The organism is Planococcus sp. A6, assembly GCF_028823615.1.
GTDB lineage: Bacteria > Bacillota > Bacilli > Bacillales_A > Planococcaceae > Planococcus.
Window position 1 is genome coordinate 1 of record NZ_JAPEHT010000019.1, and the last position, 20,611, is coordinate 20,611.

Here is a 20,611-nt window from a genome sequence, read left to right on the forward strand (position 1 = left end):
GAAACCGTATTTTTCGAAGCTTATCGCTCGCTTTCCGTGGGGCGGGAATCGAGCCTCCTCGTCACTTCGTTCCTGCGGGGTCTCTCAAACCCGCTAGTCCCACAGGAGTCGAGCAAACGCTTCTCCAAATACTCAGATAGAACATTGATTTTTGAATGTAGAAATGGTGATTTCCTTTTTCATTCATAGCGGATTATAGACTTCTTCAACACTCTGGAAAGAAGAGCTCATCCGTGAGCTCTTTTTTAGTGGATTCCATTTATTGTGCTTCTGCGTTCGAGCAGGACATTGTCACGCCAGATGCCGTCTCGCTTTCCGATGCGCTCACGGACACCGACTTCACGGAATCCGTTTTTCTTATGAAGCCGGATGCTTGCTTCGTTTTCAGGGAAGATTTTCGCTTCCAGAGTCCAAAAGCCTTGTTGTTCCGAAGCCTGAATAAGGGCTTGCATAAGCTTGTGGCCGATGCCTTCGCCCGAATATATAGGATCGACATAGATGCTCACTTCCCCGACACCCGAGTAAACCGTGCGTTTTGATACAAGTGAAAGCTTGCAAAAGCCACGTATTTGCGTTGCTGATTCAATAACCAAACGGCAATTGCTTGTTTCGCTATCGCTCCAGAGTTCATAACTAGGCGCTTTGGTTTCGAAGGTAGCGAGCCCGCTGTCCATGCCCGCTTCATAGATCTGCTTGATTTCCGGCCAATCCGACTCCACCGCTGGCCTGATGATGTATTCCATATCCATCACTCCGATTCTTATAATTAGATTAAATATTAAAATAAATACTTGCAACTTGCAAGTTTATTTTGTATGCTATCACTAGAGGTGTTGAAGATGGAAAACAAACGGGAACTTTTTCAAAGCATGGTTAAACGCTTTGGCTTGTTGAATAAAAATTGCTGTACAGTTGACGATGTGGAAATCAGCTTGGTGCAAAGCCATATTCTTTATGAGATCGACCGACGGGAATGGCCATCCATGCAACAAGTGGCGGATGCACTGGCGACCGACCTGTCAACTTTCAGTCGGCAAGTGCAAAGTTTGATGAAGATAGGCTTGGTCACAAAAGTGCCGTCTTCTGCGGATAAACGAATCTCGGTGCTGGGTTTGACAGAAGAAGGCCAGAAAGTAGCGCTTGCCATCCAGCGCGACATGGAGGAACATCTCGAGGAAATCTTCTCGCATATGACCGAATTTGAACAGGACATGGTGCTGCAATCGATAAAATTACTGAACGAGGCGATGGCGAAATCATCCGTTTGCTGTAAACCGATGTATTAAGTTCGAATTAATACTTGCAATAATCAAGTTTTTTAACAATAAGGAGGCCAAAACATGAACACTCAAACAAATTGTTGTTCAGCCACTCCACAACGCATCCAAATCGAAAGAATAAAAAATACAGCGCCGGAATTGCCGGTCGTTGTCATCGGGGCAGGGCCAATCGGTTTGGCTGCTGCCGCCCATTTATCGCTGGCGGGTGAAAAGTTTTTGGTGCTTGAAGCTGGTGACCGAATCGGCCATCACGTGCTGCAATGGGGACATGTCCGTTTGTTCTCTCCTTGGCAATACAATATCGATAAAGCCGCGCGAGCCTTATTGGACCGCTCTGGCTGGAATGCCCCAGGGGATGACAAGTTGCCGACAGGAGCCGAGCTGGTGGAAGATTATTTGATGAAGCTGGCTGCTGTTCCCGAAATCGAACCGTACATTCGCCTCAATGCACGTGTCAGTGCCATCAGCCGAAAACATCAAGACAAGATGAAGACGGCGAATCGCGAGCATCAGCCTTTTGTGATCTATGTAGAGACTGAGGATGCGGAAATGGAGCGGATTGAAGCGAAAGCCGTCATCGATGCCACAGGAACTTGGGGCCAGCCGAATCCGCTTCAAGCCGACGGGGTTTGGACTCAGAGTGAACGCCGCCAACAAGAGCGCATTTTTTACGGCATCCCGGATCTACATGGCAAAGACCGCGAGCGGTTTGCCGGAAAACAGGTAGCCGTCATAGGTGGTGGCCATTCTGCCATTAATACTTTATTGGATCTTGCCGCACTTGAGGATGCAGGACATCAAGTGAAAAGCTCCTGGATCCTGCGCAAGCCGAAAATTGAGGATGTCTACGGCGGCGAAGCAGATGATGCGCTCGAGGCAAGAGGTGAATTAGGTGCGCGTGTCCATGAATTGGTGGATTCGGGGCGTGTGGAAATCTTTACGCCGTTTCGGATAGAGCAGGTTTCTCGAAAAGATGGAAAGCTTTCCTTAATGGGTGATTGGCAAGGAAAAATCCATTCGATTGAAGCAATCGATGAAATCATCGTCAATACGGGCAGCCGCCCTGATTTCTCTTTCTTGAAGGAACTCCGTTTGAAGATCGATAATGCCACGGAAAGCATCGAAGCACTCGCTCCGCTGATCGATCCGAACGTCCATAGCTGCGGAACGGTCCGGCCGCACGGCGAAAAGGAATTGCGTCAGCCGGAACAAGGATTCTACATCGCCGGCATGAAAAGCTACGGACGCGCGCCGACTTTTTTGATGGCGACCGGCTATGAACAAGTCCGCTCCATCGTCGCTTATATCAATGGAAACATTGAAGCTTCCGAGAAAGTGGAACTGGAGTTGCCGGAAACGGGCGTCTGCAGTTCCGGCGTTTCCAAAAATGGCCGTCAGCCGATTGCTATCGGCGGCTGCTGCTGAAAGGAGTGGATTGTGATGACAGTCAATCACGGAGGCCGTCTGCAGCCTGCATACTTTAAGTCCTATCTTACGCTCATCGTGTCTTCGCGCGAATGCAGCCTAGACTGTGCAAAAGAATATACGATCAACACATTTTTCCGCGGAAACCCCGAATTGTATGGGCGGGATAGTAGCAATAGTTTTAAAGAAGCAGTCAATTCCATGCGCGGTTGAAAGCAATCCAAAGAAATAAATCGAGTGGCGGGGGCGTCTATCTCCGCCACTTTTTTAGATGGAAAATAAAAATCTAAAATGAATAAAAAAAGTCTGTTAATTAATGGGAATATTCATTAAAGTATAAACAGGACTTAAATAGTAAGAAAGTTCAGCGAAAAATTAGAGATGATAGGGTGGGAGCTAGAGAATGGAAGTTTGGGATTTGTATGACGGGGAGCGGAACCCGCTTGGAAAGAAACATATTAGAGGCAATAAATTGCAGCCTGGTGAGTTCCATATTGTTGTGGAAGTGATTACGCTCAATGCAGATGGAAGAATTTTTATGACGCAACGAGATCCGGCAAAACCGCTTCCGATGCTTTGGGAAACGACGGGTGGCTCTGTAGTGGCGGGGGAAAGCAGTTTGATGGGTGCGCTTCGCGAATTGGAAGAAGAAACAGGATTGCTCGCCAGGCCTGAAGAGCTTCGCTTCCTAGGGAAAATGAAAGGCGGTAATTATTTTTTGGACAGCTATGTCTGGAGATGCAAAGAGAGCATCGACCTGGATGCGCTTCAGCTTCAACCTGGCGAAGTGTGCGCCGCGCAGCTGGTCAATTGGATTGAGTTCCAGCAAATGAACCGGGAGCGCTTGATCGTGCCTTCGGTCTATCAGCGCATGGAGCATTATTTCGAGAAATTGGCCTCTTTTTCGACTTATGCATGGGATGGTTCATTCAGGTAGTTGGAGGCAATACGTAAATTTGCAGAAAGCTAAAATGCAAAAGGGGCGATAGGATGATGAAAAAATTGCTCAGTTTATTTTTTGTAGAAGACACCGATAAACAAGACGGCGGCAAAGATGGATACTTTATGGTTTTCGCAGCGTGGGGATTGATTCTGTTGGCGAATGGCATTTCTGAATATTTTATTGGAAACGCATTGATCGACAACTGGTTTGTGATTTTGATGATCGGGCTCGTAGTATTTTTCGCTTCAGAAGTTTTTAGTAAAGAAACTAGCGAGGAGGGCGATTGAAATGAGAACGATCACCTTGGCAAATGGCGAAACCGTCGAAGTGGAATGTCTGAGCTGCGCGTTGGTGGATGGCTTGATCGAACCGGAAGGCGGAGTCGTAGTGGAGACGGCGCATTTCCACGCCCATCAAGATGTGGCTTATCCCATTCCCGGCTTGATTATCCTTGCATCAAAGCGCCATTTGAAAAGCTTGGATGAATTGACGGAAGAAGAGCGGGTGGATTACATCACGGTCCTGTCAGAAATTCGCAAAGCGCAGCGAAACGTCCTGGGCATCGAGTCGGTCTATTATTTCTATAATGAAGACACGACACATCATTTCCATACGTGGATGGTGCCGCGGTATGAATGGATGTATGAGTTCGGGCGTTCCGTCGAATCGGTGCGGCCGGTGCTTTTGCATGCACGAAATGAAATGAACGATGAGGCAAATCTAAGGAGTGTCAAGCAAACGATTGCAGCCTTGACGGAAGAACTGAAACGATGAAGAAAGTGAAAATCTTCGACGCCCATTTACATATTATCGACCCGCGATTTCCGTTGACCGAAAATCAAGGCTATTTGCCGCCTGCATTCACCGCTTCGAATTATGTGGCCGCTGTAGAAAACTTCGAAGTAACCGGAGGCGCCATCGTGTCGGGCTCGTTCCAAGACTTTGACCAATCGTATTTAGTGGATGCACTTGATACGCTCGGTGACCGGTTTGTCGGCGTGACGCAATTGCCGGCAGACACATCGGACGAAGAAATCCTTAATTTGCATGGAAAAGGTGTTCGTGCCGTACGGTTTAATGTGAAGCGCGGCGGTTCAGAAGCGATCGAGCGGCTCGATCATTTCGCAAGGCGTGTCCATGAGATCTCCGGATGGCATGCTGAGTTGTACATCGATTCAAAAGATCTCGGAGAGTTGAAAGACACCATCAGCAAGTTGCCGGCAGTTTCCATTGATCATCTCGGTTTGTCGAAACAAGGATTCCCCGAACTGTTAAAGCTGGTGGAACAAGGCGTTAAAGTAAAAGCGACTGGATTCGGGCGAATTGATTTCGAACCGTCTTACGCAGTCCAAGCCATTCATGATATTAATCCGGAGGCCTTGCTATTCGGCACGGACCTGCCGTCGACTCGGGCAAAATCACCATTTCAAGCGAGTGATGTCACAGTTATCCAAGAAACTTTGGGTGACATCGAAGCGGAGAAAGTTCTCTACGAGAATGCATTGAAATGGTATGGAATTGAATAAGGTCTATCTCGAGCCAGCATCCTGTCAATTCGGCAGGTTGCTGGATTTTTATATTTAGAAAGCTCTTGCGCTTTACGTTAACGTCAATGGTAAGCTTTAACTATCGAAAAAATCAGACAAAGGGGATGGGAGATGAAAACGATACGCGAAGCCGCAGAGGAATTCGGGGTGACCACGCGGACGATCCGCTATTACGAGGAACTAGGCATGCTGAAGCCAGAGCGAACAGATTCCAATAAGCGGCTGTTTTCGAATGCCGAAATCGCGAAACTCAAGCTCATCGATCGAGGCAAAAAATACGGTTTCACACTAGAGGAAATCAAGGAAATGGTGCTGCTGTTCGATGCTGACCGCTCGGGCAAGAAACAGCTCGAACGCACAATCGAGTACGGCAAAAAGCAGATAGAGGAAATGGAGCGCCGCATCGAAGAGCTTGAAAAGACGAAACAAGAGATGGAGTCTTTGCTAGGGGAGTTTAACGAAAAATTATCGAAACTGAAGGGGATGGCAAAATGAATATTTCACAATTGCTGGAGCGGAATGCACGGAAATATCCGGAACAAGAGGCGCTGGTGGGGATGGGGCAGCGTTTAACGTTCCGTGAAGTGGACAAAATTGCGAATAACTTGGCGCACTCACTGATGAAACGGGGTATCAGCAAAGGGGACAAAATCGTCTTGTTCATGCCGAATGTACCGGAATTCGTTGTAACCTATTTTGCTGTGCAGCGTATCAACGCGATCATCGTGCCGATCAGTGCAAAACTCGGGCCAAAAGAAATCGGCTATATCTTGGAACATTCGGATGCCAAAGCGCTTTTCGTTCATGAACTGATATTTGATGCTGTAAAGTCACTGGAAACGAATGGATTGCTTTTGGTCAAGTCCGGGCAAGCAGTACCTGGCTGGGAAGCATTCGCCGACTTGATAAGAACGGAAACGGAAGAAATATTATCTTCCCATGCACAGGACGACGAGCCATCGACGATTCTCTATACGTCCGGAACGACCGGCAAACCGAAAGGCGTCCTGTTCAGCCATCGCAATGTGCTGACGGTTGCGCAGATGATTTGTGTCGAAATGGAGATGAAACCGGATAGCCGCCTGCTCCATATGATGCCGCTCAGCCATTCTGCACCGCTCCACTTGTTTTTGGTGGCCGGAATGATCGTCGGCGCGAAGCATGTGCTCGTCCCGACGTTCACGCCGGACTTGTTGCTTGATACGGTCGAAGGGGAACGGACGACCCATTTCTTCGGTGCGCCGGTCGCTTATCTCATGACCGCCAAACATCCAGAGGTCGGCCAGCGCGATTTGTCTTCGATGAAATGGTGGATTTACGGAAGTGCACCGCTGTCTGCGGGAGAAGTGAAATTCGTCCAAGAATCATTCCGTACCAATAATTTGGTCTGCGTGTATGGCCTGACAGAAGCAGGGCCGAGCGGAACCTTGATGACGGGGCCGGAACATACGGAAAAAGCGGGGAGCATCGGCAAACGCGCCGCGCTCCATACCGAAATCCGCATTGTGGATCTGGACGGGCAGGACGTTGCACCCGGCGAAGTCGGGGAGATCCTGCTCCGGGGCGAAGGCAATATGCTCGGCTATTACAAGAACGAGGAAGCGACGAAAGAAACCTTTATCGGCGATTGGCTGAAAACAGGCGACTTGGCGAAATTCGATGAAGACGGATTTATTTGGGTTGTCGACCGCAAGAAGGATTTGATCATTTCAGGCGGTGTCAATATTTACCCAAAGGAAATCGAGGAAGTGCTCATTACGCATCCCGATATCCATGAAACCGCAGTAATCGGCGTGCCGCATGCGGAATGGGGCGAAACGGTAAAAGCATATTTCGCCGCATCGCGTGAATTGAGTGCAGAGGAGATTAAAGCATTCGCAGGAAATGAACTGGCAAGCTATAAAGTGCCGAAGCTCATCGAACAAGTCGAAGCATTGCCACGCAACGCATCCGGCAAGATCCTCAAGCAGCCGTTGCGGGAAGGACGTGTTTAAATGGTCGTCTTGAAAGGTGCCGCACCGAGCGGCGAACGCAATTTCTATGAAAATGACGAGACCTTGAAGAAAATATTGGGACAACAACTGCCGGAGGATTTTCTCCGCTATGCACAACGTGAGCTGCAATCATTCGGCAAACTTGCTGCGGGCGATATCGACGAACGCGCACGCTATACCGACCGGGAAGGCGCACCGAAGCTCGAGAAATACAACCGTCTCGGCGAAGACATTTCACACGTCTGGGTCAATGAAGGCTATAAAAAGACAGTCGATGAAACCTACAGAACCGGTATTGTCGGCTATGTCCATAAGGAAATTCCGGAGCTTGGGAGAAAAGGCAATTACGTTTACAGCTTTTCGCAAGGCTATTTATTATCGCAATCGGAACCCGGCTTTTATTGTCCGGTGACGTTGACGATGGCGACAGCTTATTTACTTGACCATTATGCAGATGAAGCACTGAAGAGAAAGTTCATGCCGCATGTCTGTGCGACAGGGGACACGGAATTATTTGAAGGAGCGACTTTCTTGACTGAACGCCAGGGCGGTTCGGATGTCGGGGCGAATGTCGTGCAGGCCCTTGAGACCGATGACGGTTACCGCTTATACGGGGAAAAATATTTCGCGTCGAATGCCGGTATGGCGGGGGTGGCGATGGTGCTCGCCCGCATGCCAGGGGCACAGGAAGGGTCGAAGGGGCTGACATTGTTCGCGGTGCCGTGGAAAGTGGACGGCGAACTGAACGGGATCAAGATTCGCCGCTTGAAAGACAAGCTCGGTGTACGAGCGGTGCCTTCCGGCGAAGTCGAGTTCGACGGTGCGAAAGCATATATCGTCGGCGACCCGAAACATGGCCTTAAGTATATGATGGAAGCGTTGAACTTGTCGCGCATCTGCAACGCGGTCGCCTCGATTGGCATCATGAAGCGCGCGCTTGATGAAGCAGCGGAATACGCCGAACGCCGCAACGCGTTTGGAAAAAAACTCACCGATTTCCCGATGGTGCAGGACAGCCTGATGAAGCTGCGTGCCAAGCAGGAATTTGAAACAGCGGCAATCTTCGATTTGATTGGCTTGTACGACCACGTCACAGAGGGCAGCGCGACACAAGAAGAACAAGTACTGAACCGCTTACTCATCGCGATTTTAAAGAAAGAATCAGCGGAACAGGCGATCCATTTCTCTCACGAAGCGATCGAGATGCACGGCGGCAATGGCTATATCGAGGATTTTGTCACACCGCGCCTATTGCGCGACGCACAAGTGCTCACCGTTTGGGAAGGCACGGCAAATATTCTTGGGCTCGAGCTGATCCGCCTCGTTAATAAATTATCAGCGCATGAAATATTCATCGACCATATCCAAAAACGCTTGGTAAAGCTGCAGGCGAGCGCTGATGTGGAATTGCTGAAAGAGAAAACGAAAGAGCTTAGTGAGGAGCTGACGGCGTTTGCCGGATTCGATGCGGCGCTGCAAAGCTTCGAGGCGAAGAGCCTAATGAAGAAAATGGCGCAGCTTTTCGAGAACACTGTCGCGCTTGAATGGGCTGAAAAACATGGCGGCATGTATGCGCCGCTTGCGGAAATTTTCACCGAAGTGACATGGAACACAAGAACAATAGGAGGGGAAATGAAGACCGTGAACTATTTTAAAGAAGTGATGGATAAGTAAAAAAATCACCCGCTCCAATTTTTTGCAGCGGGTGATTTTCTGTCTAGTAAGCAGTCAGGCATATGGTAAGCTGAATTCAGGAGTGACAATAGACATACAACAGCAGAACCTTTTCATCCAGCAAGCGTCCAGTTATTAACATATTGAAAAGGGGTGGGCAGATGGGCTTCTGGTACATGCTGTTGTTATTCATCGGAATTTGTTTGTTTTTTGCAGGGATTTTGCCGAAAAGAGGATTTCCGCTCGTTGTGAAAACCGGCTTGCTCGTTGGCGGTGCTCTATGCATTGGCTTTTCCTTATTCATGTTCTCGCCGGGGAGCGCGGAAATCATGGCGGATTTGCTTGGTTTATAAACGGAAATGGAGTGATTTCAAGTGACGAAGATTTACATCATCCGGCATTGTGCCGCTTCTGGACAGGAGCCGGGGGCAGAGCTTACGGAAACCGGAATGGCACAAGCTATAGAATTAAGCGGATTTTTGAGTGAGCTGGGGATCGAGCGGATTGTCTCGAGCCCGTATACGCGAGCCGTCCAATCGATCGCACCGTTAGCAGAAGCGTTGGCTGTAGAAATCGAAACCGATGAGCGTTTGAAAGAACGGGTCTTGAGTTCAGGAAACCTTCCCGATTGGTTCGAACGCTTGAAGAGCACGTTTGATGACCACGAGCTTGTGCTTGAAGGCGGAGAATCCAGCAGACAGGCACTGGACCGTATTTCACAAGTCGTGGAAGAGCTTGAAAAAAGTGGCCAAACAGCAGCAATCGTTACTCACGGTAATATTATGGCTTTGCTTCTGTCGTGTTATGTAGAGGGCTTCGGATTTGAAGGATGGCGTGCTTTAAGCAATCCGGATGTGTTTGTTTTAACTGATGCGCCAGATGGAAAGAGCGGGGAACGATTGTGGAATGAGGAATCTCGATGATTCAAGCGGTGCTGTTTGATTTGGACGGGACCTTGCTCAATCGGGATGCTTCAGTGGTGTCGTTTATCGACGATCAATACGAACGGATGCATGGATCTCTCGGGCATATTCCAAAGGACGTGTATGCCGAGCGCTTTATTGAATTGGACAGGCGGGGCTATGTGTGGAAAGACCGGGTCTATGCCCAGTTGATCCAGGAATTTGACATCGAACAGACAACGGTGGAACTTTTATTGGAAGATTATCTCGCCCATTTTCGTTTCCATTGCCATCCTTTCGATGGCCTTCAAGCAATGCTGGAGAGCTTGAAACAACAAGGCGTGAAGCTAGGAATTATCTCGAATGGCAAAGGAAAGTTCCAGATGGATAATATTAAAGCCTTGGGAATCGAGAAGTGGTTTGATGTGATCTTGATTTCTGAAAGCGAGAATTTAAGAAAGCCCGATCCGCGGATTTTTGAAAGAGCGATGGCCAGCTTGAATGCCTTGCCTTCCCACAGTTTGTTTGTCGGGGATCATCCAACGACGGATGTAGAGGCCGCTAAAAATGCCGGCATGATCGGGGTATGGAAGAAAGATGCTGGGTGGAATGAAGCCGCGGCGGATTATGCTATAGATGAGTTGGACGAAGTGAATAGGATCGTCCAAGAGTTAAATGCATAAAATCAACTTTTGTAGAAGCTAGGTTTCATCAAACTTGCAAAGGAAGTGGCGGTGCATGAAAGCAGTCTTATTATGGGGCAATTTATTGTTCAGCGGCTTTATGGCCATTTCGATTTCCATGTTTTTTGCGGAAGGGGCCATCGCGGAGAACTACACGGACAAGCGCTTCGTTGCACCTGAATTTCTCTGGATGATTCCGCTATGGGTAGTGGAGGCAATTTTAGTCGTGATCTATTTCTATAAGAAGAAAGCAGAATCGGTTTCCTACCCAGTCATTTTATTGATTAACCTCGCGCTGTGGGTGAGCATTTTCCTCAGCGCATGGGTATGCCTGCGCTGGGCAGTTTAGCTTCAGTGACACAATGAAATGCGATCTCTGAGCATTTTCGTACGCCTTCCGAAATTTGAGCGTTACAATAGGGGAGGTAAAGGAGTGCTTATAGATATGACACAAAAAACATTTCAGCAGATTCCTGTGGCGGTGCTCGATTTGGCGCCAGTCAATGAAGGCAGCAACGCAACGGAATCATTTGCAAATAGCGTAGAACTTGCGCAGCACGTAGAGAAACTTGGATTTAACCGCTACTGGCTGGCGGAGCACCACAATATGCCAGGCATCGGCAGCTCGGCAACGTCTGTGTTGATCGGGCATATCGCCGGAAAAACCAACTCGATCCGCGTCGGTTCAGGCGGCGTCATGCTGCCAAACCACGCACCTTTGGTCATTGCGGAGCAATTCGGGACGCTCGCGTCATTGTATCCGGATCGCATCGACCTCGGCCTTGGCCGTGCGCCTGGCAGTGACCAGGCGACCGCTTATGCTTTGCGCCGTACGCTACACAGCACAGGTGATGAATTCCCACAGCAAGTGATGGAATTGGAGAATTATTTCTCCGATAAACCGGTCGGCCGTGTCAAAGCGTACCCGGGAACAGGCATGGACATTCCGCTCTGGCTACTGGGCTCGAGTGGATTCAGCGCACAACTCGCTGCGCAAAAAGGCTTGCCGTTTTCATTCGCCAGCCATTTCGCTCCGGACTTCACGATGCAGGCGCTGCAGTTGTACCACCAAAACTTCAAGCCATCTGCCGCTTTGAAAAGCCCGTATGCAATGGTTGGCGTGTCACTGATTGTGGCTGATACGCAGGAGCGTGCAGAATGGCTCGCCACTTCTTCGCAACAGCAGATGTTCGCATTGATGAAAGGCGAACCGACGACTTTCCAACCGCCGATTGATGATCTTGGCTCGGTATGGACGCCACGTGAAATTGTCATGTTCCGGGATAAACTGAAATCCGAATCGATGATTGTCGGCACGCCAGAAGTGGTGCGCGAGAAGCTTGAAGCATTTGTCTCGAAAACCCGCGCCAACGAAGTCATCGTCAATTCACCAATTTTCTATCAGGAAGACCGCCTGCATTCATATTCGTTGCTTGCGGAAATGATGGAATAACCTGAGCACCAGCCCTGAGCTGGTGCTTTTTTCAATAGAAAATCCCCCTCCGGTTAAGAAGGGGGGGCAATCAGTGAAGGTCTCGGGATTTGGCTTCGTCGTGCTTCATGATTTGCATTTCGATATCTTCATCGTTCCGTGCATAGTCTGGGCCGCCTTCGCCGATCATGTTCAAGATCGAATCGAATTCCTCAGCGAGCCAATCTCTCAATTCCTTCGGTTCTGTGTCTTCGTCGATTCTTGCATAGTCCGGGCCGCCTTCGCCGATCATGTTCAAAATCGCATTGAACTCTTCGTCGAGCCGCAATTCGACTTCTTTCCGTTCTACCCATTTGCGTTCCATGACGATATCCTCCTCCTGTTAAAATCGCAAGAACGACGGACCATCTCTATATTCATCTTTTATTATACAGATTATTCTGTCTTTTTAATATTAATTTGACTTGAAGGACTGAAACGATTTTTGCCGAAATGAACCATCAAGGAAAGGTGTGTGGCAGCAGTGAAAAATGCGATAAAAGAACTGGTTGGCGAGTCTTCAGGCCGTGTCAGTGTGGCAATTAAATTCCGGTCAAGCCGAGTGAACATCAATAGCGGTGACACGATGCGTGCAGCCAGTACAATCAAATTGGCCCTTTTATTCGAAGCGTGCCGTCAAATCGCAAATGGCACGCTATCGGGCGACCGGAAAATTGCATTCGGGGACAAGCCGACTGGAGGAGCAGGCGTGCTGGACCATCTGCCATCACTTAAAGAATTAGCCTTATGGGATGTATTGACCTTGATGATTATCGTTTCCGATAATACCGCCTCGAATGCGGTGCTGGAGTTGCTTGGGAAAGATGCCGTTAACCAGGCGTGCAACGCGCTGGATTTGCAAAATACACGAATCGAACGGAAATTCATGGATTTCCAAGCGGCTGAAAAAGGGCTTGATAACCGGACCAGTGCAAGCGATATGGTTTGTCTATTGGAAGCTTTCCTGATGCAAGGCGTCTTGCCGGAGCGGGAGCGAAAACGGGCCATGGAAATATTGGGCAATCAGCAAAGCCGCAAACTGACAGCGGCGATCGAAGAAGAGGCCGTGCAGTTTTACGGCAAAGCCGGTGAACTGGCTGGCCTGCAGGCGGATGTCGGGATTTTAGTGGAAGGAGAAAATGTCGCCATGGCTGCAATTTTCGTGGAAGGGGCAGGTAATCCACTGGAAGCCCATCATTTGATCGCGAATATCGGGCTCTTAATCCATCAACAGATGAAATCGGCCACTTAAGGAATTTTAAAAATCCCCCTGGCCAATTTCTAGGCGAGGGGGGATTTAGGCTTATTCAGCTAAATACTGTTGCATCGATTCAAAAAAGCGTGAAGATGTCTGCTCGAACCATTCAGAATACACCGATTCCGGATCTTCTGGAATGGTATAGGCAAGCTCGGTCCGCAAATCATCCGTCAAGGCCATCTTTTGGCGCGGGCCATCCGGCGTCAACCAATTGAATTGCGCGCGGCGGTTGGCGTTGGCGAATTGGACCCAATCGGTCTCGGTTTCAGATGAGTCGAACAGCGCTTCGCTTGAAATGAGCATCCAGCTTTCGCTTTGGTGTTTCGGCGGGAGCCATAAGCTCTTTTCCATCACGCCTTCTTCGACAGGGAAATCGTAGATCTCATGGCGCAGTTCCTGCACGCGTTCACCGTTTCCAAGCGACAAGCCACGGGACACATAGATATTGCCTTGCAAGGTTTCGGTGTCTGCGCTGCGAATGACGCCGAACGGGTTGCGCGTGGCATCAGTGCCGTAGGTTTCTTCCTCTTGCTGCAGCATCGTGTCTTCATTCCAGCGGGTAATCATGGCATCTTCCACACCGCTGCGGTTCATCGAAAACGTAAACGGCATCCAGCCGGTATTTTCGACTTTGTCGAAGAGGAGGACATCACCGTTGGGCAAAGTTTCTTCCGTAATGGCCAGCGAACCGATTGACAGGGTCAGGAAGGTCAAAGGATAGATGTCAGTGGTGACATTTCCGTCTGTTTCCGTCTGTACTTTGCCGAGCGTGATGAAGGTCGGCTTGTCGATGCTGAGCTCAACGTCTTCGTGGGTATAAAGAGTTTCTTCATTTTTCAAAAACATGACTGCTGTAAAAATGATCAGCGCCATGAAAAACAAAGTAATAATCAATATGACAATCTTTCTGAACAAAATTTCCACCTCAAATTTCGGGTATTTCCTGCACTACCGATTATAGCACGAGGGAAACCCGAAAACGGGTGGAGTTTTGAGCATCACATGAACGTTTCCCGTTACAGTACTTTATCCAGGAAATCGCGTGCGCGTTCGCTCGCCGGGTGTTTGAAAAAGCTTTCAGGCTCGCCTTCTTCGACAAGGACGCCATGGTCCAAAAACAAGACGCGGTCTGCGACTTCTCTGGCAAAGCCCATCTCATGGGTGACAACGACCATCGTCATGCCGGATTTTGCAAGATCTTTCATGACCTCTAATACTTCCTTGACCATTTCCGGGTCGAGTGCCGAGGTCGGCTCATCGAACAGCATGAGTTCCGGTTCCATGGCAAGTGCGCGTGCAATCGCGACACGCTGCTTCTGGCCGCCGGACAAGCTATTTGGGTAAGCATCGGCTTTTTGAGCCAGGCCTACGCGCTCGAGCAATTGGCGCGCCTTTTCTTCGGCGTCGTATTTTTTGACGCCTTTCGCTTTCATCGGGGCATACATTAAATTTTCCAGCACCGTCATATGGGGAAAGAGATGGAAATGCTGAAACACCATGCCGATTTGCTGGCGGATTTTATGAATTTCTTTTTTGGAGGCGGTCAAGTTCTTGCCGTTGATTTCGATGCTTCCTGAGCTCGGTGTCTCCAGTAAATTCAAGCAGCGCAGAAAAGTCGATTTGCCGGAGCCGGACGGGCCGATGATCGCGACAACTTCGCCTTTTTGGATGCTGGTTGAAATATCGCTCAATACGAGGTTGTCCCCGAATTTTTTCGATAAGGCTTGTACATCAATCACTAAGCTTCAATCTCCTTTCGACCATGCGTCCGATTACCGTTAAGCCCATGACCAGGCACCAATAGATCAGGCCGACAAACAATAGCGGCTCAAAGTTGCGGAACAAGTCTGCCCCGACCACTTGGGCGCGGCGCATCAAGTCCAGATAGCCGATCGTCGAGACGATGGCGGATTCTTTCGTCAAGGTAATGAATTCATTCATCAAGGCAGGCAGGATATTCTTCAGTGCTTGCGGTAAGATAATGTCTTTCATCATCGCGCCGTACGGGACGCCAAGAGCCTGTGCTGCTTCGAGCTGGCCTTTGTCGACCGCTTGGATACCGGCGCGGATGATTTCCGAAATATAAGCGGAGGAGTTCAATCCGAACGCGAGAATTGCAGATAGAAACGGCGAGATGTCATAGCCGGTCAATTGAGGGATCGAGTAATAAATGATCATCAGCTGCAAAATAAGCGGCGTTCCGCGAAAAATCGACGTATAAGCATCGGCGAACCATCTCAGCGGCTTTGCTGAACCGATTTTAAACAGTGCCAGCAAGGTCCCGAGAATGGAGCCGAGAATGATTGCGAAAAAGACGAATTTTAAAGTCACCCAAATCCCTTCGAGCATGAAGGGGATATACGGGACGATTTGTGAAAAATCAAGATTCATAACAGTTCCAACTCTTTTCTAAAGGCGAATTTTACTGCTCGTCTGTGAGCCATTTGTCTTTTAATTCATCGAGTTTGCCGCTCTCTTCCATTTCAGCGAGGACGGCGTTGACTTCATCCACCAAGTCACTGCCTTTTGGGAAGGCAACAGCCATGCCAGGAGAAGCAGTCGTCGGGTCGTCGAATGCATCAAGCCCTTGTGCTTCGATATAGCCGAGCGCGACTTGCTTATCCATATAAGCAGCATCGATGCGTCCGGAAAGAATCTCCTGGATCAACGCGCCGGAATCGTCGAGTGCCTTCAGTTCGAAATCGATTACTTCATCCTCGATGATGCTCTTCGCGCCTTCTTCTTGGATCGTGCCGAGTTGTACGCCCACCGTCAATCCTTCCAGATCTTCAAGTGTCTCGAGGCCAGAGCCTTTTTGGGAGACGAACATTTCACCAGAATGGTTGTATTCCGTGGAGAAGTCGACGTTTTCCTTGCGGGCATCCGTCGCGGACATGCCGGCCAACACCAGGTCGACACGGTCATTTTGCAAAGCGCCGATCAAGCCGTCAAATTTCATATCGGTGATTTTCAGTTCAACACCGAGTTCATCTGCGATATAATTGGCAAGGTCGATATCAAACCCGACGATGTCCCCTTGTGGGTTGCGTGATTCAAATGGCGCGAACTCAGCGGATGTGCCCATTTCCAATACTTCTTTGTGCTCGGCAGCTCCCGTCGCTGTGTCTTCTTGGCCGCAAGCTGTCAACAGCAGTGCAGAAACGCCGCCTGCAAGTAAATATGATTTCTTCATAATAATTCCCTCCGTTGTATGTTTATTCGATAAAATGAATCTTAACACGACGACACAACAAGTAAAAGAGTTTTTATACATATTTATGAATAATTATTAATTCAAATAGTTCAGAAAATTGGAGTGTGAAAAGATGAAAAGTTTGCTTTTGACAGGATTCGAACCTTTTTTGGAATACACGGTCAACCCAACGATGAGAATTGCGGAGAAATTGGACGGCGAACAGATTGGCGGATACCGCATCATCAGCCGTATCTTGCCGGTCGATTTTAATCATTCAGGTGAACTGATAGTGCAATGGATCGATGAGTTGAAGCCTGATGCAGTCGTTTCTTTGGGGCTCGCAGCTGGCCGCTACAAGATTACGCCTGAGCGTGTCGCACTTAATGTCAAAGATGGCGATGCGGATAATGAAGGCTACCAGCCGGTCGATGAACCGATTTCTGCACAAGGGCCCGCCGCTTATTTATCGACCTTGCCGGTACGCAAGATGACACAAGCATTGCTTCAGGGGGGATTGCCGGCGGAGATTTCCAATACAGCTGGTGCATATCTATGCAATAATATTATGTATGAGGGACTTCATTACGCAGCCACGAACAAGCCGGAAATGCTGTCGGGCTTTATCCATATCCCGGCGGATCACCAATTGGCAATTGAACACGGAAAGCTGCCGAGCTGGTCCCATGAAGACTTATTGCGCGGCGTGCGGATTTGTTTGGAAACGATGGATTAAAGTTGAATAAAAAATGAAAATCGAAAACACAGAGCCTTTGCGCTCTGTCTTTTATTATGTGCAGAAATAGATGGGAGAGAAATTCACAGCAAAAGAGTGAATATTCTTATAGAATATAATGGCATTTTTTGTGAATTGAAGTAGGATAGATTTAACAAGAGTTTTAGGAATGGAGGTGCCTTATGCTTGAAACGCAGCAACTGACAAAAAAATTCAAAGATACCATTGCGGTCGATGACGTGAGTTTGGTGCTTAGGCAAGGGGAATCGGTTGGGCTATTGGGGCCGAACGGGGCTGGCAAGTCCACGGCGATTGCCATGATTTCCACGTTGATGAAGCCGAGCTCGGGAGATGTGAAGCTTAACGGCAAGAGCGTGTTGAAAAAGCCTGGTGAAATGCGCCGTGTGCTTGGCGTCGTGCCGCAAAAAATAGCCTTATACGAAGAGTTGAGCGCTTATGAGAACTTGAAGTTCTTTGGCCGGCTTTACGGATTGTCGGGAAACAAACTCGAACAGCGCATCGATTATGTGCTGGAACTCGTCGGTTTGGCAGACCGAAAAAAAGAGCTGGTCAAAAATTATTCTGGAGGCATGCAGCGGAGGGTCAATTTGGCAGCAGCGATGATGCATGAACCGGAAGTGCTGATCATGGACGAACCGACAGTCGGCATCGATCCGCAATCGCGCAACCACCTGTTAGAGACAATTCGCAAGCTCAACCAGGACGAAGGAATGACGGTCCTCTATACGAGCCATTACATGGAAGAAGTGGAAAAGCTCTGTGACCGCGTCTACATCATGGACCACGGAAAAGTCATCGCGGAAGGAACGAAAGAAGAGCTCAAAGCGATTTTGTCGGATCAGGAAACGGTGTTGATCGATTTCGACCAAAATTATCCGGAACTCTTCACGAAACTCAGCGAAATAGAAGGGGTTCAGCAGGCGACAGCTGAGGAGCATAGCTTGAAGCTGATCATCCCGAAAGGAACAAGATTGCTTGCGGCTTTGTTCCACGAAGCGGAACGCTACGGGGCCCAAGTGGTCAACGTCAATGTCCAGACGCCGACCCTTGAAGACGTATTCCTGCGGCTGACTGGTCGCAAATTAAGGGACTGAGGAGGGGAGCTTTATGGGCGCTTTTTTAATAAAAGACATCATGTTATTGCTCCGCGACCGTTCCGAACTATTGATACTTTTAGCAATGCCTTTTTTACTCATTGCAATTCTCGGCTTTTCACTGCGCGGCATTTTTTCAGGTGACCTGGAAGCTTTGGAAATGGACATAGCGCTTGTGTCACAAGAGGACGAAGCGCAGGCAGTGGCGTCGCTTCAAAGTGATATCGAGGAAATGGGGCTGCCACCGGAGGAAAAACAAGCGCTGAAACAGGCGGCTGAATCGGCCAGTCCGCAAACGATGCTCGTCTCCCTTCTGGAAGATGAGAGTTTGAGCGAATTGGTAACGATTGAACGGATGAGCCGGGCAGAGGCGCAAGAAAGCCTGGATGAAGAAACGGTGGATGCGGTCATTACCTTGCCGCAAGGGTTCACAGAAGGTTCCTTGAGAAATATGCTGTTTGGCGAAAGCGCAAGCGGCGAACTGGAATTGCTGGTAGCGGATTTATCATCTCCGCAGACAGATGTTCTCAAGTCCATCCTCAACGAATTTGTGCGCACCGTAAATTTTGAAGGATCGATTTCCAGGCTGTCGGGACAACAATCGGCAGCGGAAGTATCTGGTGGCATTGAAACGATCACTGCACGTCAGCCGATCACTTCGTTTCAATACTATACGATCGGCATGGCCGTCATGTTTGTGTTGTTTGTCGGATCCACGATTGCCGGACAGGCGAATCTAGAACAAAAACAGATGGTTTTCGACCGGATCCGTTTGTCGAACCGGCCGCCGTTGCTGTATTTGAGCAGCAAGGCCATCGCTGCAGCGGCAATTGTCACCGTGCAGCTTACTTTATTGTTTGGCTTGTCGGCGTTGTTGTTCCGGACGTTTGCAGCCGATTCCTGGGCTTTTTGGTTGGGGATTGCCATCATTTCCATCGTACTGGCATTATCGGTCGGTTGCCTCGCCGCTCTGATGGTCGCTATAACCTTGAGACTTGAGAGCGATGCCGTGCCAGCGATTTTCTCAGGCGGTATCATTTCCCTAATGGCGTTTGTCGGCGGCAGTTTTATGCCGCTTGATGGCATGCCGGAAATGCTTCGGACGATCGGTAATTGGACCCCGAACGGAGCAGCGCTGTCCGCCTATTTTTCCTGGCTATTAGAACCTGAGCTCGGCCAATTGACAGGTCCGCTCTTGCGGATCGCAGTCGTAGCAGTAATCTTCTTGCTATTGGCACTTGCCATATTTCCGAGAAAGGGGGGAGCGGCATGAAAGCTGTGTTCTTACTGCAATGGCGCCGTTTTTACCGAAAACCCCTGCTCGTGTTGGCGATGTTCGGGCTTACCGTCATTTTCGTCTCTGTTACAGCGGCAGGCGGGCAAAGCGGGCCGCAAATGATTCCCGTCTATGCGGATGAATCAATGAACAATCAGCAAGCACAAACTTGGATCGAACGCTTGAACGGCGAAGAACAATTCCAGTTTGAATTAATGCCCGAATCCGAAGCCCGTTCGTATGTAGCGGAAGGAGACGTCTCCCAAGCCGTCAATTTGCTTGAAGCCGATTACCGTTTGCTTGTCGGCAGGGAAGATCCGGCGCGTTTTGCCTTGGATTCGTTCCTGAGACGCATCTATTCAGAAGAATTGCGTCTCGAAAATGCGGAGCAAACGACACCAGGAATCAGGGCGGAAATGGAGTCGGCCTTGTCTGATCCGGCGTTAACGCTATCGGTTGAATCGCTGCAAGGCGAGGAAGACAGTTTTCAATACAACGGGCAACTCCAGCTATTGTTTGGCATGACCTTGTTCTTTGTCATCTATACAATCATGTTCAGCCTGGTGCGCATCGTGGATGAAAAGAGGACAGGGACCTGGAGCCGGATGATCATTTCGCCGGTCCGCAAATGGCAGATGTATCTTGGCCATCTGGGCTATAGTTTTTTGATCGGGTTTTCCCAGATCACCCTTATTTTTCTGCTGTTCCGCTTTGCGTTCGGTTTTGAGCTGGGGGACCGGTTCTGGCTATTGATCGCCATTGCGGCGTGCTACACATTTTCCATCGTCGCACTCGGGCTGTTGATTATCTCACTCATTACCAAACCGCAGCAGCTTGGTGCCGTCATTCCGATTGTCGCGACAGGAATGGCGATGGTGGGCGGTGCGTTCTGGCCGATTGAGCTGGTGACCAATGAAATCCTGCTCGCGGTCTCGAAAGCATTGCCCATCACGTACGGTTTGCAGGCCTTAACAAGTGTCGCCGTCTATGGAAACGGCCTGAAGGCGGTCGCGATTCCGTTATTGCTGCTGCTTGGTTTCGGCAGCATCTGCATGGCGATTGCTATCCGTTTGATGGAATGGCGCAGCGCTTCATAATAAAAAAAGAATCGCTA

General features: G+C 49.3%; 26 protein-coding genes. 20 read left to right on the forward strand and 6 right to left on the reverse strand.

Going from position 1 to position 20,611, the window contains the following annotated elements:
- Positions 1–245 precede the first annotated feature (245 nt).
- On the reverse strand, positions 246–743 hold the full coding sequence (locus ON064_RS04575; RefSeq protein ID WP_274623816.1) for a GNAT family N-acetyltransferase: 498 nt from the start codon (positions 741–743) through the stop codon (positions 246–248).
- Positions 744–839: 96 nt separating this feature from the next.
- Between ON064_RS04575 and ON064_RS04580 the strand changes: the two genes are divergently transcribed.
- The 15 genes from ON064_RS04580 (at position 840) to ON064_RS04650 (ending at position 11,901) form a co-directional block, all read left to right on the forward strand.
- Entirely contained in the window at positions 840–1,286 is a 447-nt protein-coding gene (locus tag ON064_RS04580) for a MarR family winged helix-turn-helix transcriptional regulator (RefSeq protein WP_274623817.1), read from the forward strand.
- Between the two features lie 54 nt (positions 1,287–1,340).
- Positions 1,341–2,705 (forward strand): FAD-dependent oxidoreductase, encoded by a 1,365-nt coding sequence (locus tag ON064_RS04585; RefSeq protein ID WP_274623818.1) that lies wholly within the window; start codon positions 1,341–1,343, stop codon positions 2,703–2,705.
- A gap of 15 nt (positions 2,706–2,720) precedes the next feature.
- Positions 2,721–2,918 (forward strand): hypothetical protein, encoded by a 198-nt coding sequence (locus ON064_RS04590; protein ID WP_274623819.1) that lies wholly within the window; start codon positions 2,721–2,723, stop codon positions 2,916–2,918.
- Between the two features lie 190 nt (positions 2,919–3,108).
- The gene (locus ON064_RS04595; RefSeq protein WP_058383296.1) at positions 3,109–3,642 is read left to right on the forward strand and encodes an NUDIX hydrolase; all 534 of its coding nucleotides are present in this window, start codon (positions 3,109–3,111) and stop codon (positions 3,640–3,642) included.
- A 53-nt stretch (positions 3,643–3,695) separates the two neighbouring features.
- Positions 3,696–3,935: a hypothetical protein gene (locus ON064_RS04600; RefSeq protein ID WP_211654703.1), complete on the forward strand. Its 240-nt coding sequence runs from the start codon at positions 3,696–3,698 to the stop codon at positions 3,933–3,935.
- A 1-nt stretch (position 3,936) separates the two neighbouring features.
- Positions 3,937–4,422: an HIT family protein gene (locus ON064_RS04605; RefSeq protein WP_211654702.1), complete on the forward strand. Its 486-nt coding sequence runs from the start codon at positions 3,937–3,939 to the stop codon at positions 4,420–4,422.
- Positions 4,419–5,174: an amidohydrolase family protein gene (locus ON064_RS04610; protein ID WP_274623820.1), complete on the forward strand. Its 756-nt coding sequence runs from the start codon at positions 4,419–4,421 to the stop codon at positions 5,172–5,174. Before ON064_RS04605 ends, ON064_RS04610 begins: the two co-directional genes overlap by 4 nt.
- Before the next feature lie 132 nt (positions 5,175–5,306).
- Positions 5,307–5,690, forward strand: a complete 384-nt coding sequence (locus ON064_RS04615) for a MerR family transcriptional regulator (protein ID WP_274623821.1) — start codon at positions 5,307–5,309, stop codon at positions 5,688–5,690.
- A complete protein-coding gene (locus ON064_RS04620) occupies positions 5,687–7,189 on the forward strand; it encodes a class I adenylate-forming enzyme family protein (protein WP_274623822.1) in 1,503 nt (500 codons plus the stop codon). Before ON064_RS04615 ends, ON064_RS04620 begins: the two co-directional genes overlap by 4 nt.
- Positions 7,190–8,863, forward strand: coding sequence for an acyl-CoA dehydrogenase family protein (locus ON064_RS04625; protein WP_274623823.1), 1,674 nt, complete (start codon positions 7,190–7,192; stop codon positions 8,861–8,863).
- 161 nt (positions 8,864–9,024) lie between these two features.
- Complete coding sequence (locus ON064_RS04630; protein WP_274623824.1) at positions 9,025–9,216, forward strand: hypothetical protein; 192 nt, start codon at positions 9,025–9,027, stop codon at positions 9,214–9,216.
- Between the two features lie 21 nt (positions 9,217–9,237).
- Positions 9,238–9,786: a histidine phosphatase family protein gene (locus ON064_RS04635; RefSeq protein ID WP_274623825.1), complete on the forward strand. Its 549-nt coding sequence runs from the start codon at positions 9,238–9,240 to the stop codon at positions 9,784–9,786.
- On the forward strand, positions 9,783–10,448 hold the full coding sequence (locus ON064_RS04640) for an HAD family hydrolase (protein ID WP_274623826.1): 666 nt from the start codon (positions 9,783–9,785) through the stop codon (positions 10,446–10,448). Before ON064_RS04635 ends, ON064_RS04640 begins: the two co-directional genes overlap by 4 nt.
- Before the next feature lie 55 nt (positions 10,449–10,503).
- Positions 10,504–10,797 (forward strand): hypothetical protein, encoded by a 294-nt coding sequence (locus tag ON064_RS04645; RefSeq protein ID WP_274623827.1) that lies wholly within the window; start codon positions 10,504–10,506, stop codon positions 10,795–10,797.
- Between the two features lie 96 nt (positions 10,798–10,893).
- Positions 10,894–11,901, forward strand: a complete 1,008-nt coding sequence (locus tag ON064_RS04650; RefSeq protein WP_211654694.1) for an LLM class flavin-dependent oxidoreductase — start codon at positions 10,894–10,896, stop codon at positions 11,899–11,901.
- Positions 11,902–11,971: 70 nt separating this feature from the next.
- On the opposite strand, the gene ON064_RS04655 is transcribed toward ON064_RS04650, so the two are convergent.
- The gene (locus ON064_RS04655) at positions 11,972–12,244 is read right to left on the reverse strand and encodes a hypothetical protein (protein WP_274623828.1); all 273 of its coding nucleotides are present in this window, start codon (positions 12,242–12,244) and stop codon (positions 11,972–11,974) included.
- Positions 12,245–12,403: 159 nt separating this feature from the next.
- On the opposite strand from ON064_RS04655, the gene ON064_RS04660 reads away from it, so the two are divergent.
- Positions 12,404–13,171: a serine hydrolase gene (locus ON064_RS04660; RefSeq protein WP_274623829.1), complete on the forward strand. Its 768-nt coding sequence runs from the start codon at positions 12,404–12,406 to the stop codon at positions 13,169–13,171.
- 51 nt (positions 13,172–13,222) lie between these two features.
- Here ON064_RS04660 and ON064_RS04665 read toward each other — a convergent pair whose 3' ends face one another.
- From ON064_RS04665 to ON064_RS04680, 4 genes are all read right to left on the reverse strand, one after another.
- Positions 13,223–14,092: a hypothetical protein gene (locus tag ON064_RS04665; RefSeq protein WP_274623830.1), complete on the reverse strand. Its 870-nt coding sequence runs from the start codon at positions 14,090–14,092 to the stop codon at positions 13,223–13,225.
- A 101-nt stretch (positions 14,093–14,193) separates the two neighbouring features.
- Positions 14,194–14,916, reverse strand: a complete 723-nt coding sequence (locus ON064_RS04670; protein WP_274623831.1) for an amino acid ABC transporter ATP-binding protein — start codon at positions 14,914–14,916, stop codon at positions 14,194–14,196.
- On the reverse strand, positions 14,909–15,568 hold the full coding sequence (locus ON064_RS04675) for an amino acid ABC transporter permease (protein WP_274623832.1): 660 nt from the start codon (positions 15,566–15,568) through the stop codon (positions 14,909–14,911). Before ON064_RS04675 ends, ON064_RS04670 begins: the two co-directional genes overlap by 8 nt.
- 31 nt (positions 15,569–15,599) lie before the next feature.
- Complete coding sequence (locus ON064_RS04680; RefSeq protein WP_274623833.1) at positions 15,600–16,370, reverse strand: ABC transporter substrate-binding protein; 771 nt, start codon at positions 16,368–16,370, stop codon at positions 15,600–15,602.
- Between the two features lie 133 nt (positions 16,371–16,503).
- On the opposite strand from ON064_RS04680, the gene pcp reads away from it, so the two are divergent.
- The 4 genes from pcp to ON064_RS04700 all read left to right on the forward strand — a co-directional run bounded on the left by pcp (position 16,504) and on the right by ON064_RS04700 (position 20,594).
- On the forward strand, positions 16,504–17,106 hold the full coding sequence (pcp, locus tag ON064_RS04685; protein WP_274623834.1) for a pyroglutamyl-peptidase I: 603 nt from the start codon (positions 16,504–16,506) through the stop codon (positions 17,104–17,106).
- Positions 17,107–17,288: 182 nt separating this feature from the next.
- Complete coding sequence (locus ON064_RS04690; RefSeq protein ID WP_274623835.1) at positions 17,289–18,221, forward strand: ABC transporter ATP-binding protein; 933 nt, start codon at positions 17,289–17,291, stop codon at positions 18,219–18,221.
- A 13-nt stretch (positions 18,222–18,234) separates the two neighbouring features.
- Positions 18,235–19,494: an ABC transporter permease gene (locus tag ON064_RS04695; RefSeq protein ID WP_274623836.1), complete on the forward strand. Its 1,260-nt coding sequence runs from the start codon at positions 18,235–18,237 to the stop codon at positions 19,492–19,494.
- The gene (locus tag ON064_RS04700; RefSeq protein ID WP_274623837.1) at positions 19,491–20,594 is read left to right on the forward strand and encodes an ABC transporter permease; all 1,104 of its coding nucleotides are present in this window, start codon (positions 19,491–19,493) and stop codon (positions 20,592–20,594) included. Before ON064_RS04695 ends, ON064_RS04700 begins: the two co-directional genes overlap by 4 nt.
- Positions 20,595–20,611 lie beyond the last annotated feature (17 nt).